This window comes from Amycolatopsis sp. CA-161197, assembly GCF_050942255.1.
Classification (GTDB): domain Bacteria; phylum Actinomycetota; class Actinomycetes; order Mycobacteriales; family Pseudonocardiaceae; genus Amycolatopsis.
The window spans coordinates 6,306,031-6,321,441 of the sequence record NZ_CP192059.1; the positions used below are offsets into that span (position 1 = coordinate 6,306,031).

15 protein-coding genes are annotated in these 15,411 nt (G+C 71.3%); all 15 read right to left on the reverse strand.

Features of this window, described 5'->3' with window-relative positions; translation table 11 throughout:
* Window positions 1-23: 23 nt before the first annotated feature.
* The 15 genes from ACQPXB_RS29430 to ACQPXB_RS29500 all read right to left on the reverse strand — a co-directional run bounded on the left by ACQPXB_RS29430 (window position 24) and on the right by ACQPXB_RS29500 (window position 15,083).
* Entirely contained in the window at window positions 24-1,421 is a 1,398-nt protein-coding gene (locus ACQPXB_RS29430) for an MmgE/PrpD family protein (protein WP_432845194.1), read from the reverse strand.
* Entirely contained in the window at window positions 1,411-2,775 is a 1,365-nt protein-coding gene (locus ACQPXB_RS29435) for an MmgE/PrpD family protein (protein ID WP_432845195.1), read from the reverse strand. Before ACQPXB_RS29435 ends, ACQPXB_RS29430 begins: the two co-directional genes overlap by 11 nt.
* 41 nt (window positions 2,776-2,816) lie before the next feature.
* Window positions 2,817-4,181, reverse strand: coding sequence for an MmgE/PrpD family protein (locus ACQPXB_RS29440; RefSeq protein WP_220241902.1), 1,365 nt, complete (start codon window positions 4,179-4,181; stop codon window positions 2,817-2,819).
* 69 nt (window positions 4,182-4,250) lie between these two features.
* Window positions 4,251-5,234, reverse strand: a complete 984-nt coding sequence (locus ACQPXB_RS29445; protein ID WP_386954378.1) for an LLM class flavin-dependent oxidoreductase — start codon at window positions 5,232-5,234, stop codon at window positions 4,251-4,253.
* Window positions 5,231-5,971: a hypothetical protein gene (locus ACQPXB_RS29450; RefSeq protein WP_386954375.1), complete on the reverse strand. Its 741-nt coding sequence runs from the start codon at window positions 5,969-5,971 to the stop codon at window positions 5,231-5,233. The genes ACQPXB_RS29445 and ACQPXB_RS29450 overlap by 4 nt, the downstream gene beginning before the upstream one ends.
* Window positions 5,968-6,327 (reverse strand): EthD domain-containing protein, encoded by a 360-nt coding sequence (locus ACQPXB_RS29455; protein WP_220241905.1) that lies wholly within the window; start codon window positions 6,325-6,327, stop codon window positions 5,968-5,970. The genes ACQPXB_RS29450 and ACQPXB_RS29455 overlap by 4 nt, the downstream gene beginning before the upstream one ends.
* Window positions 6,324-6,854 (reverse strand): hypothetical protein, encoded by a 531-nt coding sequence (locus tag ACQPXB_RS29460; protein WP_220241906.1) that lies wholly within the window; start codon window positions 6,852-6,854, stop codon window positions 6,324-6,326. The genes ACQPXB_RS29455 and ACQPXB_RS29460 overlap by 4 nt, the downstream gene beginning before the upstream one ends.
* A complete protein-coding gene (locus tag ACQPXB_RS29465; protein ID WP_432845196.1) occupies window positions 6,851-8,242 on the reverse strand; it encodes an FAD-dependent oxidoreductase in 1,392 nt (463 codons plus the stop codon). Before ACQPXB_RS29465 ends, ACQPXB_RS29460 begins: the two co-directional genes overlap by 4 nt.
* Window positions 8,239-8,877, reverse strand: a complete 639-nt coding sequence (locus tag ACQPXB_RS29470; RefSeq protein WP_432845197.1) for an aspartate/glutamate racemase family protein — start codon at window positions 8,875-8,877, stop codon at window positions 8,239-8,241. The genes ACQPXB_RS29465 and ACQPXB_RS29470 overlap by 4 nt, the downstream gene beginning before the upstream one ends.
* Before the next feature lie 47 nt (window positions 8,878-8,924).
* Window positions 8,925-10,334 carry an MmgE/PrpD family protein gene (locus tag ACQPXB_RS29475; RefSeq protein ID WP_432845198.1) on the reverse strand — a complete coding sequence of 470 codons (1,410 nt, stop codon included), beginning with the start codon at window positions 10,332-10,334 and terminating at the stop codon, window positions 8,925-8,927.
* 17 nt (window positions 10,335-10,351) lie between these two features.
* Window positions 10,352-11,053 carry an ABC transporter ATP-binding protein gene (locus ACQPXB_RS29480; RefSeq protein WP_432845200.1) on the reverse strand — a complete coding sequence of 234 codons (702 nt, stop codon included), beginning with the start codon at window positions 11,051-11,053 and terminating at the stop codon, window positions 10,352-10,354.
* A complete protein-coding gene (locus tag ACQPXB_RS29485; RefSeq protein WP_366588527.1) occupies window positions 11,046-11,777 on the reverse strand; it encodes an ABC transporter ATP-binding protein in 732 nt (243 codons plus the stop codon). The genes ACQPXB_RS29480 and ACQPXB_RS29485 overlap by 8 nt, the downstream gene beginning before the upstream one ends.
* Complete coding sequence (locus ACQPXB_RS29490; protein ID WP_366588525.1) at window positions 11,774-12,817, reverse strand: branched-chain amino acid ABC transporter permease; 1,044 nt, start codon at window positions 12,815-12,817, stop codon at window positions 11,774-11,776. The genes ACQPXB_RS29485 and ACQPXB_RS29490 overlap by 4 nt, the downstream gene beginning before the upstream one ends.
* Window positions 12,814-13,848: a branched-chain amino acid ABC transporter permease gene (locus ACQPXB_RS29495; protein WP_366588523.1), complete on the reverse strand. Its 1,035-nt coding sequence runs from the start codon at window positions 13,846-13,848 to the stop codon at window positions 12,814-12,816. The genes ACQPXB_RS29490 and ACQPXB_RS29495 overlap by 4 nt, the downstream gene beginning before the upstream one ends.
* A complete protein-coding gene (locus ACQPXB_RS29500; protein WP_366588520.1) occupies window positions 13,845-15,083 on the reverse strand; it encodes an ABC transporter substrate-binding protein in 1,239 nt (412 codons plus the stop codon). The genes ACQPXB_RS29495 and ACQPXB_RS29500 overlap by 4 nt, the downstream gene beginning before the upstream one ends.
* Window positions 15,084-15,411: the final 328 nt, after the last annotated feature.

The window sequence follows — 15,411 nt, forward strand, 5'->3', positions numbered from 1 at the left end:
CCGCGCTCAGCACCTATGACGCCTTACTGCGTCTGTGTCGTACGCAGGCTCTCGGTCAGCGCGTGCAGGGACTTGGTGCGGGGCAGTGCGTAGATCTCTTCCCTGACCCGCTCGGCCCCGGCGGCACCGTAGACGCGGCTCAGAAGGCTCGTTGCCTTGGCCAGCCGCTCCTCATCGGTCACAGGGACTTCGGGCGTACCACGCGGGTGGATGACCGTGCGGGAGACGACGCGGCCGTTGCCGAGCTCGACGCGCACTGTGCCGGCCCGACCGGTGGGCTTGTGCACGTCGAGCTCGGGGTCGTGCGAGACGCTGATCCGGTCCATCAGTGGCCGGAGGGTGCCGAGGTCCAGCAAACCTTCGTCATCGAGCGCGCCGAACCGGATGGCCGCGGCCACCGTCGCCCGAGCGCTGAACCGGGCATCCAGGTCGTTCTTCGGCTCGGCGCAGTCGATCGCCATGCCCTCGTCGAAGATCCGCACGTCGACCCGGCGTACGTCGTCCTCGCCGAAGCGCTCCTCCGCCAGCAGGGCGGACACCGCGTCGTTCACGCCGTGCAAGTGCGCACACGAGGGGTGGAGTTTAAAGTAGCCGTTCACGATCTCATAGCTCGCCCAGGTCCCGTCCGCGACACCGTCGAGCATCGCCTCGGCGTGGAAGTCCTCGGCCAGGAACGGCCCGTAGAACGAGCTCAAGGCCCCGGGCCGCGCCGTGAGACCGGCCGCGGCTCCGCGGGCCACGTTGAGCGCTGTCGTGCAGGCCGTCGCGGGGTAGAGATGGTGGAGCGTGGCGCCGGACGTGGTGGTCCAGCGGTCGAAATGGAGACCGAGCGAGGCGGCGCCGTCGATGCCGGCCGCGACCGCTCGGTCATCGGCCCCGCTCACCAGCGAGGTCGCCGCTCCGGCGACGCCGACGGTCACCCAGTTGCCGATGTCGTGGAGGTGGCCGGGCACGCCCCCGATGCCGAGCCCGATGCGAGCCGCCAGCTCGTAACCACCGACGAACGCGTTGAGGAACTCCCGAGCTCCCACCTGTCGCTCCTCGCCGAGACCCAGCAGGACGGCGGCGACCTGGATGGCGGGGTGCCCCTTCATCCTCGAGTAGCCGTCCTGCCGCTGGAGCACCGAGATCGTGGCACCGTTCAGCAGCACGGCGTCCTGGACGCCTGCGCCACGGCTCTCCCCGAACACGGTGCTCGGTCCCGCGGCCGGCGCGACGGAGCCGCGCAGCGCCCGCATGTCCGGATGGGCGGAGCCGGCGGCCATGACGGCGACCGAGTCGAGCAGGAGGTCGAGCGCACTGACCTGCGCGGCCGCCGGAACGGTGTCCCAGCTCGTGGTGGCCACTGCCCGAGCCAGCTGTCCGACGACGTCCGCAGACGCCTCGGTCGGCCCGCCGTTCGTCGAACCGTCACTCACCATCGGAGTCCGTCCCTCCTGTCGGCCGGAGCAGGCGGGCGAGGCCGCCGAGGTTCGAGTGGGCCGGGAGCGCACCCAGCCACTCTCGCAGCGGGTGCACGAGTTCGGCCGACCTGCCGTGGGTCACCAGCTGGTCGAACTTCTCGTCGATGACCGCCTCTGGATAGGGGTTGTCGAAGCCGCCCGGGGCACGATCCTCCACTTCGGACAGACGTCGCCCGTCGGTGGTGAGCACTTCCACGCGTGCGGTGCGGACGGCCGGCTGCACCCGGGTGTAGTCCGGGTCCTCGACGACCCGGATCCGCGAGGCCAGGGCGCGAACCTCGTCATCCGCCACGACGTCTCCCCGGTAGGCCTCCAGCCCGTTGTGGCCGAGCACGGCCTGCACGGCCACGTTGTAGGGAATGGAGTGCTTGCCGGCGAACCCGTTCGCCGGGGCCGTCTCGTCGAGGCGCGTCGCGGGGGCGTAAGTGAACACGGTGACCTGCTCGATGTCGGCGCTCGTCACGCCGGTGCGGGCCACGAGCTTGCCCATGGCCTCGATGGGAGCGTGGTTCCAGCGGCTGCAGGCATGCAGCTTGAAGTAGTTCTCCAGGATCAGCCACCGCTGTCCGAGACCGTCGCCGAGCACGGAGGGCTCGAAGTGCTCGCCGAGTACCTGGCCGTAGACGGTTTCCAAGGCCTGCGTCTCACCGGTGACGCCGCCGCGGGCGGCGTGCGCGCCCAGCACACCCGCGGCCGACGACACGCCGGTCAGCAGATTGCGCACGGTGGCTCCCATGTTGGCCGCCCGCTGCGTCGAAGCGGGGGTCATCGCCGCCGCCACGCGAACGGTCTCGATGATCTCGGCGACCGAGAACCCCCGCAGCCGGGCGACGCCGGCGGCGGCTCCGACGACCATGGCGGTGCCGAAGGGGTGGACCGGGGCTCGGAGCGTCAGCGCAAGCCCGGCCCGCACAGCCGTCTCGTAGGCAGCGACGAAGGCCACCAGGAACTCCCGGCCGCTGCTGCCCAGCTCCTCGGCGGTGGCGAGGACCGCGGGCAGCACATGCGCCGAGGGGTGGTTCGTCGCCCACTGGTTGCCTTCGTCGAGCTCGTAGGTGACGAACGCCTGGCCGTTGAGCAGCGCGGCCGCATAGGACGTCGTGCCCTCCCCGGTCGCCAGCACCGTTGCGGCGCCAGGGCCTCCGATGGCCAGCGCTGCCTGCGCCGCACCGGCCACCTCATTCTCGGCGCCGGCGCCGAGGCCTGCTGCGACGGTGTCCGAGACGATGCGGACGGCCTGCTCGACGACTTCCTCCGGAAGGTCCTCGTAGCGGAGCCCGCCGACCCACTCGGCCGCTCTCTCCAGTGTCATCGCAACATCTCCTTCGGTCGATCGGAAACGGCCGGGACGGATCAGAGCCGGTGGGCGATCGCGTCGGCGAGGGCCTGCAGGCTCCTGCCGTCCGGGAGCAGGTCCGCGGTCGTCAGGGCCTGCACCACCGGGTCGAGCACGTCGCCGGGAAGGAACGGCCCGACGTTGCCACGGAACTTCGCCACGATCTCGTCGACGGAGAGCGGATCGCTCGGGTTGCCCCGCGCGTTGCGCACCTGCGCGGTCCCCGAAGAGTCCGCGGTGACGACGGTGACCCGCGCCGGCCGCTCGGCCGGGAGAGCGCCGGTGTACTCCGCCACCTCGACCAGCCGGACCTTGGCGGCCAGGTCCACGACGTCGGGCCGCTCGAACTGCCCGGGCAGGAAGCCGCCGGCGTCCAGGTGCCCGTCGACGACGACGGACGCCGCGCAGCGCGGCACCGAAAACCGTGCGTGCAGGTCGGACTCGCTGCCGAGGCTGTCGAGTGAGGCGGCGAAGGCGAACGTCTCGATCACGATCTCGGTGATGGAGGCCGGCTTCGGCGAGCCGGCGCGCACGAGTGCCTCCCGCAGCGCGTCCAGTGCCGGGTGGACCCAGCGGGCGCAGGCGTAGGGCTTGAGATAGCTGTCCGCGACCCGCCAGCGTTGGCCGAGCCCGCCGCCGATCTCCTCGGCATCCGCGTCGGTGGTGACCACGCCCCCGTAGAGCGTGGCGAGCAGCCCCGGGTCGGCCTCGTGGCCGGCGGCGGCCAGCCGGGCGGCGAGCGCGCCGTAGTAGGAGCCGAGCCCGGTCCAGACGTTGCGCACCGTGCCGCCCTGCATCGGCACGGCCAGCGTGGCGGCGAGTGGCAGTGAGCCGGCCAGCTCGATGGCCCGGGCGGTGGTGGGCGCGTCGGCGCCGGTCAGCGCCGACGCCGCGACCGCGGCCCCGATGGGGCCGTGGATACCGTGCGGGTGCAGACCGGGGCGCAGTGAAGTGCCGGCGCCGAAGCGCAGCCCCACCTCGCAGCCGAGCACGAACGCGCGGACGGCGGCCACGTCGTCCACACCCTGGCGGCTCAGTGCGTGCAGCAGCGCCGGCAGCACGTGGGGCGCCGGGTGTGCGGTCGGTACCGGCGGGATGCGGCCGCCGGCCGGGTGGAACGACCCACCCGAGTCGGCGTCGAGCCAGGTGGCCGCCGCGCCGAGCGTCGTCAGCCGCCCGAACGGGGCGGACTCGTCGGCGGCTTCGGCGCCGAGCAGGGCACCGAGACCGTGCACGGCCGGGTAACGCAGTCCGCCGAGCAGGGCGCCCAGCGAGTCCAGCAGCAACAGCCGGCCGAAATCCCAGATCTGCGCGGGAATCGCTGCCGCGGGCGTCGAGGCGAACTCGCCGAGCGCATCTACATCCAGGTCCAAGGTCTGCATCCTCGCTCCTTCTTACTCGGGTTGCTCGCGGTCGGTCCGCGGTGCCGGTACGAGACCCACCGGCGCACGTCAGCTCGCCGGCTGGGCCGTCGCCAGCCCGGCCCGCAGCGCGCCGGCCGTCTGCGCCAACCGGCGCTCGACGCCCGCAGTGGCACCGGCGATGACGACCCCCTCGATGCCCAGAGTGGCAAGGGGCCGCAGCCGGGCGGCGAGGGCCGCGGGGTCGCCGGTCAGCACGAATCGGTCACGGATCAGCGAGTCGATCTCCGGGTCGGCGTCGCGGGCGCCCGCCGACTCCGAGGTGCCGTGGCGGCGGTAGTCGTGGGCCGAGGCCACCGCGGCGACCCGGGCGACGAGCTCCGGCGCGATGCCGTACCAGTCGGGCGACTTGGTGATCCGTGCCGCGCAGGAGCCCAAGATCGGGGCTGCGCCTGCTGCCGCTTCGTCGTCGGTGTCGGTCACCACCGCGCGCAGGAACAGCCAGCAGCGGACGTCAGGGCGCCGGGCCCGCGCGATACCGACGGCGCGTTCGATCACGGCAGGCTCGACGCCCACGTCGAGCAGTACCCCACCGAGGATCGCGCTGGTCTGCTCGATGGTCCGTGGGCCCGACGCGGCACCGAGCACCGGCCCGAACCCGCCGGGCAGCTGGGCCGACAGCTCGTCGAGTCGAGCGCGAAGCTGCTCCAGCAGGACGCGATAAGAAGAGAGCGACGGGATCGGGAGCCCCTCGTTGCGCAGTGAACTCTCGCCCCGTGCGACCGCCAGCAACGTCCGGCCGGGGTGCTGGCCCGCAAGCGTCGCGAGGGCTTGGGCGACCACGCTCGGATGGTGCAGCCCGAGCCCCATCACGCACGGCCCGGACAAGGCGGCCGTGGTGCGGGTCAGCACCTGTCCGGCCGTCAGGAACGGGTCCGGGAACAGCCGTGGGCTGTCCGCGAACCCGACACCGTCGACGCCGTCGCCCAGCGCGGTTCTCGCCGCGGCGAGATGGTCGAGCACGCCGTGCGGCCGGGCGAGGTTCAGCAGGAGCCTCGGCTCTGCGCCGCTCACCGGATCGACTCCAGCAGGTCCGCGACCGTGCCGGTGACGCCGGCTGCCGGTACCGCGTGACCGGCCGCCACCGACAACGTATGCGCGACGCTGCCCGCCATCGGCGTGGCCACCTCGGCGGGGAGGGTGGCGGCGAGCCAGCCCGAAGCTGCGCCGTGCCCTGCCCACAGGGGCGAGGACGCACGCCGCTCCGGGCCGGGAGTGAGCACGGTGAGACTGGCCGCCAGGTCCAGAACCCGTTCCAGCCCCTCTCCCTCCGCAGGTCCGGCGAACGCCGCCGCCGTCGCGGCGCAGAGCGTCGCCAGGGTCGGTAAGGCGGCCGCCGGAGAGTCGTCGGTCAGGAGACCCGCGGCGAGGCTGCGCACGCAGCTGCCGGCGGCGACCGCGCGCGCGACGCGGTCGAGGCCGGCCGAGGCCGCGTCCGCGGCCGCCAGGGCGGCCAGCAGCGGAGCCCAGTCGAGGTCGGGGCGCGCACCGTCGAGCCGGGCTCCGTTCCACAGCAAGGCCGGATAGGCGGGCGCGACGAGCCCGGTGCCGAGCAGAGGGAAGCCGCCGGCCGTCGCGATCTCCTCGGCCCAGGACGCCAGCACGCCCTCGGGTGCTCCGGCGGAGAGCGTGCGCAGCTCGCCGACTGCGATCGGCGCCGCGGCCTCCAGCGCGTAGACCGCGTGCGCGGCCCGCGCGAGCTCACCGGTGAGCCCTGGCGCCGGTGGGGTGAGGATGCCCGCCTGGGTCACGACCGGTTCCTGTCCACGGTGACGCTGTCGGTGATGAGGTAGAACCGGAAGTCCGTCCGACCGCCCGGTCCCCGCTCGGCGGGCAGCGGGTTGTCCGCGAACCAGTCGCGGTAGGCCTGATACGCCGCCTCGTCCGCGAAGTGCATCTCCGCGATCCGGTAGAACATCATGCTCGGCGGAACCGCGGCGGTCCCTCCCGACGCCGTCGTCACCGGACGAAGCACCTTGTTGAACACGATCCGGTCGAGGTTCGGGTTGGCGAGCAGGTCGGGCGCGTGCACGTCGAAAAGCCAGCGCTCGTACTCCTGCTCGCTCACGCCCTCGACGATGTCGTACCCCAGGATCGCCTTGATCACGTGTCCGTCCTCCGTGGTGTGATGGTCCAGCTGAACGCCTGCGCGCCCGTCCCGAAGCCCTCGAGCCGGACCCGGCGTGGTTCGATCCGCACTCCGGCGAAGTTGGCGTCGAGGTCGGCCCGGTCCCGCAACGGCGCCTTCGTGTGGCCCGCGGCTCGCAGCCGCGTCGTGTGCCGGTCGTAGACCTCCCAGGTGGCCTTCGCGTCCAGCGGCCGCGCGACGCCGCGGACGAAGACCACCCGCGGGATCGTCAGGCCGAGGTCGAAGGTCCACGGCGAGTCGTTGACCGAGTCGTCGGCCGGCGTGCCACCCCAGATCGCCAGCACCCGGTCGTCGTGGCGGAGCTGCTCGACTCTGCGGTGGGTCCGGCGCTGCACCAGTTCGACGGCCCAGTCGTCGGTCAGGAACGCGCTGGTGGTCCGTCCGACCAGGGCGCCGCCCGCGCCGTGGGTGACCAGCTGGGCGAATCCGGCCTCGTGCCGCACGAAGTCCAGCGCCCGGGACCGGGCGGCCGCCTCGTCTGTCATGCCGTGGTGTCCGAGCCCGCGGCGCGGTGTTCCGCCGCCACGGCCCCGGCGGCGAGGTAGGCCAGTCCGAAGGCGGGCAGGAGGCCGTTGCCGGCCAGGTAGCCCGAGGCGCCGTGCCCCGAAATCCCGGCGGCCGCCCCACCTGAGGCGTAGAGGCCGGGAATGGGCCGGTCGTCGCCGTCGACGACACGCGCCGACCCGTCCACGACCAGGCCGCCCTGGGTGTGGAAGAGAGCCGGCACCACCTTCACCGCGGCGTACGGCGGCTCGAGCGGTGCCTCGTAGTCGCGGCCGAACCGGTCGGGGATCTCGCCTCGCGCCGCCCGCGCGGACTCGTCGAGCTCGGCGGTGACGGCATCTTCGGGCAGGCCCGTCACGACGGCGAGCGCCCGCGCGTCGTCGGCCCACACTTCGGCGCCGGACTCGACGGTCTGCCGGAAGTCCGTGAACGGCATGCACAGTTCGTGCACCCGGCGGTCGAACACAACCCAGCCGGTCGCCTCCGGCCGGGCCGCCAGGGAGGGGCCGAATTCGGAGTAGCCGGTGGTCTCCTTGGCGAAGCGGCGGCCCGTGGTGTCCAGCATGACGGCGCCGTGCATGATCGTGGCCCAGCCCAGCAGCGTCGAGGACTTCGCCGCCAGCGCTCCGTGGCCCTGATAGGCGTCCAGGAACTCGGTCGCGGCGCCCAGCCGGGAGCCGATCCGGAGCGCATCGCCGCGCGACGTTTCGCTGCCGTGGTATGTGGCCGTGGCGATCTCCGGCATGTGCTCGGCGACCAGCTCGTGATCGGCACCGTAACCGTTGGTGGCGAGCAGGACGGCCGGGGTCTCGATGCGCTCCTCGTCGGCGTTCGGGTCGGTGACCACGACCGCGGCGACCCGGCCCTCGGCGTCCAGCTCGACGTCGGTGAGCCGGGCCGGCACCAGGAAATCGATCCGCGGGTGGGCCCGCGCCTGCCGGGCCAGGTGGTCGATGAGCACGGTGCCGTGCCGCTCGGGGATGGTGTGGCAGCGGTCCACGGAATGCCCCGGGTAGTGCATGTCGGTCATCAGCGAGATCTCTAGGCCGGCCTCGTCGGCCAGCCACTCGACCAGCTCGCCGCTGACGGCGGCCAGCGCCCGGGCGAGCCGCTGGTCGCCGGTGCCCTTGGTCTTGCGGTCGACGTCGCCGGCGAACACCTCGACCGAGTCCTCGATCCCCTGCTCCCGCTGCCAGCGGCTGTTCACGCCCGGCACCATCGCCGTGCACATCGACGTGTTGTTGCCGCGAAGGAAGTGCTCGCTCACCTCGACCACGAGGACGTCGAGGCCGAGCTGGGCGGCGCGAAGGGCAGCGATGAGCCCACCACCGGCACCCGCGACGACGAGGTCGGGTCCCTGTGCGCTCATCGGCCCGCTCCCGCCGCGACCAGTTCGAGGGCGCGCAGCACGGGGTCGAACACCGGCACCGCCGAGGGGTGCGCTGGATCGACGTCGACGGCGGAGCAGCCGTTGAGCAGCGTGCGGGCCCCCTTCGCGGCCAGCACCTCGGCCGCCTCGTCGAGGCGCTGCTGCCACCCCGGCCCTTCACTGATCGAGTCGAAGGGCAGGTCGAGGATCTCGATCTGCCCGAGCCACCGCTCCCAGCCGTAAGCGGCCGCAACCCGGCGCATCTCGGCGGCGATGGCCTCGTTGCGGACCACCGCGCCCATCGGCGCCGCGAGCGCGGCCGCGAGGGCCAGGTTGAGCTTGAGGATGCCGACCACCGGACGGTCGGTCTCCTCTTGCAGCCGGGCGACCGCGGGGTCGAGCACGCAGTCGGCCATCAGGACGTCGTACCCCGCGGGGGCGGCGGCGAGGGCCCGGTGGACGTAGTCGTCCGAACGTGCGATGTCCTCGGCGTTGTCGAGCTGCTCGGGCGCACCCTGCGCCAGATCGTGCAGTTCGACGATCACGCCGGCCGGGCTGATGGCGTCGTAACGTTGTTGTCGCCGCGCCAGTTCCTCGACGCCGACGTGCAGGGGTGTGGTCGCGAAGATCCGCATGGGTGGTGGCTCCTCCTCGAGGACGGGCAGGGTGCGGCAGGTGAGGATCACGGAGTGGCGAGCACGCGCAGGACGTCTCGCACGCTCCTCGCCTCGGGCAGTGCGGCGGCGCAGTCGACCGCCCGCTGGAGCGCCGCCTCATCGCCCAGCAGGTCACGCAGCAGCACGAGAGTCCGCTCGTGGTCGAAGGGCTCGTGGGCGGCGTCGCCGACTGGGTTGGCGACCTCGTGCCGCAGGACCCGGCCGTCGGTCAGCGTCAGCTCGACGGCCGCGCCGCGGGCGTCGGGCAGGCGGGCGTCGAACTCGGTGCCCGAGACGACCTCGACCCGCTCGGCCAGTGCGGCGAACTGGTCCTCCCGCGAGCGGTCGAAGCCGTCGGGAGCGACGCGGCCATCGAGCAGGGCGGTCGTCACCACGTAGGGAATCGAGAACATGGCGGCCAGCCGGTTGCTCCATCGGGTGCGGCCGAGCGCTGCCGCCATCGAGTACGTCGTGACCCGCACCCCGGTTATGTCGCTGTCGGCGAGCCCGTCCTGGTGCAGTCGTGCTCGCAACACGAGGGTGGCATCCGCGCTGGGGTGGGTGAAGGCGCACGAGGCGTGCCGTTTGAAGTAGCCGAGCCCGATGTCCCAGCGCAGGCCGAGCTGCTCGACCAGGGCGACCGGGTCGAACGTGCCGAGCAACCCGCCCAGGCTGTGGGCGGCGATGCCGGTGGCGTGCGCGATCCGGGCCTTGGCCAGTCGCGCGGCGGCGAGCCCGGCCACGTTGCTGGCGCCCATCCACTCGTTGCGCACCGCGTTGCCGTCGAGTGCCGCGGAGAAGGGCCCGGCGATCGGCATGCCGCTCGCGGTGTCGACGGCGGCGGCGATCCCCGCGGTGTCGAGACCGAGGAGCTTGGCGCAGCCCGCGGCTGCGCCGGTGACGCCCCAGTTGCCGTGCGGGTGCAGACCCGGCGCGCCGCGGCTGGCGCGGCCGTACCGCGCGGCGACCTCGTAGGCGACGAGCAGGGCCGTCGCGGTGGCCGGACCGTCCGTGTCGAGCGCGCAGGCGAGTGCCAGGACCGCCGGGAAGCCGTGCGCGGCGGGGTGGCCGGCCGCGAACTTGTTGCCCTCGTCCATCTCCAGGCTCACCAGCGCCGTGGCGTTGAGCCAGGCCGCGGCCTCGACCGTGGTCTCGACCCCGGTCCCGAAGACCGGTACCGGTCCGGGTGAGGGCGCCCAGGCGTCCACGAGTGCGGCGCGCTCGGGAAGCCGAGCACCCAGGACCGTGACTCCGAAGGTGTCGAGCAGGACCAGACGCAGCCGCTCTCGCACGTTCTCGGGTACGGCGTCCCACCTCAGCGCGCCGGCCCAGCCGGCGAGCCGGTCGAGGGCCTCGAGCGCCGCCTGCTGATCCGGGTCGAGCCCGACTTCGTTCGCTTGATCCGTACCGGGATCAACGGTAACCGTCTTCCCCACCTTCTCCGCCGTTTCGTTCACAGGCCGAGGTAGGCCTTCTTGACCCGCTCGTCGCCGGCCAGCTCCTTGCCCGGGCCTTCGAGCGCGATGGTGCCGCTCTCGAGCACGTAGGCCCGGTCGGAGATCGAGAGCGCCTGAGCGGCGTTCTGCTCGATCAGGAGAACCGAGACACCCGTGTCGCGGATGGCCGCGACGGCCTTCAGCACGTCCCAGGTCAGCTTCGGCGAGAGGCCGGTCGACGGTTCGTCGAGCATCAGCAGCCGCGGCTTCGCCATGAGGGCCCGGCCGATGGCGAGCATCTGCTGCTGGCCGCCGCTCATGCTCTGGGCCGCCTGCTTGCGGCGCTCGGCCAGGATCGGGAACAGCTCGAAGATCCGCTCCAGCTCCTGCGCCATCCGCACGCCGCGGCGCGTCCACGCGCCCAGGACGAGGTTCTCCTCGACGCTCATGGGGCCGAAGAGGTCGCGATCCTCGGACACCTGCACGATCCCGCGCCGCACGATCTGATGCGGCCGCAGCCCGGTCAGCGGCTCGCCGTCGTAGGTGACCGCACCGGAGAGCGCACTGATCAGTCCGCTGATCACGCGGAGCGTGGTGGTCTTGCCGGCACCGTTGGCGCCGACGACGGAGACCAGTTCCCTCGGCCTGACCCGCAGGCTCATGTCGTGGAGGATCTGCAGCTTGCCGTAGCCGGCAGCGATGTTGTCGAGCTCAAGCACCAGGCAGCTCCTGTCCGAGATAGGCCTCCACGACCGTCGGGTCCGCGACCACTTCCGCGGGCTCGCCCGAGGCGATCACCCGTCCGCGGTCGAAGACGACGACAGAGTCGGAGAGCTGCATGACGGCCTGCATGATGTGTTCGACGAACACGAGCGTCAGGCCCTCCGACTCACGCAGGCGGGCGAGCAGGTCGACGACGGGCGCCCGTTCGGCGGGCACGAGGCCGGCCAGGACCTCGTCGAGCAGCAGCAGCCGCGGACGGGTGGCGAGCACCCGGGCCAGCTCGAGCCGCTTCAGCGCAGCTGTGTGCAGCGAGTCGGACACCGCGTCCGCCCAGGCCGCCATGCCGGTCGCTTCGATGACCTCGTGCGCGTGGTGATGGGCGCTGCGGTGATTGCCGCCCCGCGACAGTGCTGCCGCGACGACGTTCTCCCGGACCGTCATGGAGCCGAACGGACGCATCAGCTGGAACGTTCGCGCCATGCCGAGCCTCGAGATCCGGTGCGGCGACATCCCGCTCACGTCCTTGCCGAAGAGCTTCACATGGCCGGTGTCCGGCCGCAGTGCGCCGGCGATGACGTTGAAGAACGTCGTCTTGCCCGCGCCGTTCGGCCCGATGATGCCGACGATCGAACCTTCGGCGACGTCGATCTCGACCTCGCTGAGTGCATGGACGCCACGGAAGGACTTGCTCACGTCGCGTACTTCGAGAGCGGTGCTCATCGGCGCTTCCACCAATCGCGGATCGATCCGACGATGCCTTTGGGCAGGACGAGGGCGATCACGATCAGCAGGATCGAGTAGAGCACCACGTCCAGCCCGCCCCGGCCCGAGAGGAATTCCAGGAAAGCGGGCGGGTTGCGCAGCCAGCCGGCCGTCAGGTCCGAGAGCGGGCCGAGGATCAGTGCGCCGACGAGCGGGCCCCACAGGGTGGCGACGCCGCCGATGACCGCCGGGGCGATGGCCTGGACCGACTGGGCCTGGCCGAACGCGATGTCGGGATCGACGAACATGAAGTACTGCGCGTAGAACATGCCGGCGACGGACGTGATCGCCGCGGAGAGCGCCATCGTGGTCAGCTTGACCCGCATGACGTTGACGCCCAGCGCGTCGGCCGCGTCCTCGTTGTCGCGCACGGCGACCGTGTGGATGCCGGTGCGCGACCGAAGGTAGAACATCGTGATCAGCAGGCAGATCACGACCAGCGCGAGGCCGATGTAGTAGTACTGCGGCGCATTGGCGGCGAACTGCAGCATCGACCACGAGTTGTCGGGCAGCAGCGGGACGTGGAACCCGGTGGTGCCGTTGACCCAGCTGGTGTTGGTCGCGAGCAACCGCAGCATCTCGGCGAAGGCGAACGTGGCGAGCGCGAAGTAGGCACTGCGCAGCTTGTAGCGGAAGGCGAGGTAGCCGATGCAGATGGCCACGAGTGCCGCCAGCATCGCTCCGACGACCAGCGAGATCCACGGCGACCAGCCGAAGTGCTCCAGGAGGTAGACGTCGGTGTACGCGCCGATGCCGAAGAACGCCGCGTGCCCGAAGCTGAACATGCCACCGTAGCCGCTCATCAGGTTCCAGCCGATCGCCATGATCGCGAAGATCAGCACCCGGACCGCGATGGTCTGGCTCGACTCGGGCAGGAGTGCGGGAGCGAAAGCGGCCAGGACGGTGATGACGACCAGGATGATCAGGGACCGCTGGATCGACTGGCGGCGATTCTGGATCGCCGCTGATCCCGGTCGCGTCTCGGTGGTGACGGTCATGATGACGTGGCTCCGAAGATGCCCTGCGGACGGATCAGCAGGATGAGCAGGAACAGGATGAAAACGCCCAGCAGGGGGCTCTGACCGGCGATCGCGACACCGCCCAGCTGCTCGACCAGGCCGACGATCACACCGCTGATGACGGCGCCCATCACGTTGCCCAGCCCGCCCATCACGACGACGACGAAGGCGAGGATGTTGAACTGGTCGCCGGCGGTCGGGGTGATCGTGGTGAACGGCGCGATGAGCATGCCGGCCGCCCCGGCACAGGCGGTGCCCAGGCCGAAGGTGACCGCGTAGACGAGCCGCACGTCGATGCCGACCAGTCCCGCCCCCTGCCGGCTGGCGGCGACAGCGCGGATCGCCCGGCCGAACGAGGTGCGCTCCAGCAGCAGGAAGACCAGCACGGCCAGTACCAGGGCGCCGCCGAGGGCGATGACCCGGGAGAGGTTGGCGACGGCGCCGAACACGTGCACGCCGGGGTCGCTCTTCAGGTTCGCCGACAGCGGGTCGCCGCCGAAGACCAGCAGTAGGACATTGCTGATCAGCAGCGACAGGCCGAGGGTGATCAGCAGCTGGCGCTCGAGCGTGCCGCCCATCGTGCGGTTGAGGAGCAGGAGCTGGATCAGGACGCCGAGCACGAAGAGCCCGAGGATCGCGACCGGGAGGGCGATGTAGGGGTTCAGCCCGGCCTGGTGCGCCACCTCGTAAGTGATGTAGAGACCAACGGCGAGGAAGGCACCGTGCGCGAAGTTGACGATGTCGAGCACGCCGAAGACGAGGGTGAGGCCCATCGCGAGCAGGCTGTAGACACCGCCGGAAATGATGCCGGTGAGCAGCGCCTGGCCGGTGATGCCCATGCTGCCCGAGCGCAGCAGCGCGGCGATGAAGAGAACGACCAGCAAGGCGCCCGTCACGACCAGCGGCGTCGAATGGCGCAGGCTCAGCCGCGACGTGGCGCGGCTACCGCCCCGGAGGGCGGTCCCGTCCTTCGACGGAACCGCCCCTCCGGCGTTCGTCGGGCCGGTCACTGGCCCGGGTTCGCGGGGTAGACGGGGCTCTTGACCGCAGCGGACTGCGGATAGACCACGACCGGAGCACCGTTCTGGACCTGGGTCAGCACGGGCAGCGAGGTGGAGTTCTCGCCCTTGTCGCTGAACTTGATCGGGCCGTCGGAGAGAGTCAGCGGCGTCAGGTTGGTCTGTGCGATGGCGTCGCGAACCTTCGACGCGTCGGTCGAGCCGGCCTTCTCGAGCGCTGCCGCGATGACACGAACCGAGTCGTAGGCGAGGGCCGCGCCGGTGCGCGCCTCGTCTTTGTACGTCGTCTTGTAAAGGGCGCTGAACGCCTTCGCGTCGGCGCTCTTGTCGTCGAAGTGGTAGTTCACGTCGAAGTACCCCTGGGAAGCCGAACCGGCGTCGGTCGGGAACTGCGGCTGGTCGAACGCACCGTCGGCTGCGCCGACCACGGCATCGAGGGCCGGCTTGACCGTCTGGATCGCCTTCGCGGCGAGGACGCCGTCGCGGTAGTAGCCCGAGACGACGAGGACGTTCGCGCCGCTCGCCTTGACCTGGGCGATCTGGGTGGTCAGATCGGAGACGCTGGCCGCGTCATAGGTGATCTCCGGACCCATCTGGAGGCCGCTCTTCTGAGCCTCGGCCTTGAACGCCTGGTAGACCCCGGTGCCGAACGCCGTGGCCTCGTGCAGGTAGGCGACCTTGGTGACCGGGCGATTCGCCGCCTCGGAGATGGCCTTGACGTACTGGGCCGCGGTCGTGCCGAACCGCGAGTTCTGCGGCTGCATGCGGAACGAGTATTTGTAGCCGTGCGAGAGGATCGCGTCGTCGCCCGAGATGTCCATGACGAAGGGGACCTTGTTGCGCTCGGCGACGGCGGCGACATTGGCGCTCACGGCGCTCTGGTAGGTGCCGACCAGGGCGACGACGCCGTCACCGACGAGGCGCTGGGCCTCGCTCTGGCCGGTGTCCGGCGTGCCCTTGGTGTCACCCCCGTCCAGCTCGAGCTTGGCGCCACCGAGCGCTTTGATGCCGCCGGCGTCGTTGATGGCCTTGATACCGAGCTTCACGCCGTTCTCGAGCTGGGTTCCGTCGCCCGCGTTGGCACCCGAGAGGGGGTGCAGGGTGCCGATCTTGATGACCTTGGCATCCCCGCTCGAACCGCCGCTGCCGCCGCCCGCACAGCCGGCGAGGAGTACGGCCCCGGAGCCGACCGCGGCGACCAGCTTCACGAAGGATCTTGTACGCATCCTGATGACTCCTGATCTTGATGAAGAGTGGCGCTGTGATCGTTCCGCTAATCGGAACGCCCCGATCAAGTTGCGCTGACTGTGGCATGTGGTCGTACTCACGTCAAGTGGTACATCGATGATTGAGGTCACGTGCACTTCGCGACCGCAGAGCCGGACTCCAGGCAGAGCGCAGGTTTCGCCTGGGCATTGACTCCCGACGGGACGGCAGCCAGACTTGTTCCGTCTACAGAAACGCAGTTGTAACACTGGCTTCCGGCGGTGGCGGCCGGCCGCGCGCGTCCCGTGCGCGGCGCCCCCCGCGGTCCTGTGCCCCGGCTATCGAGGA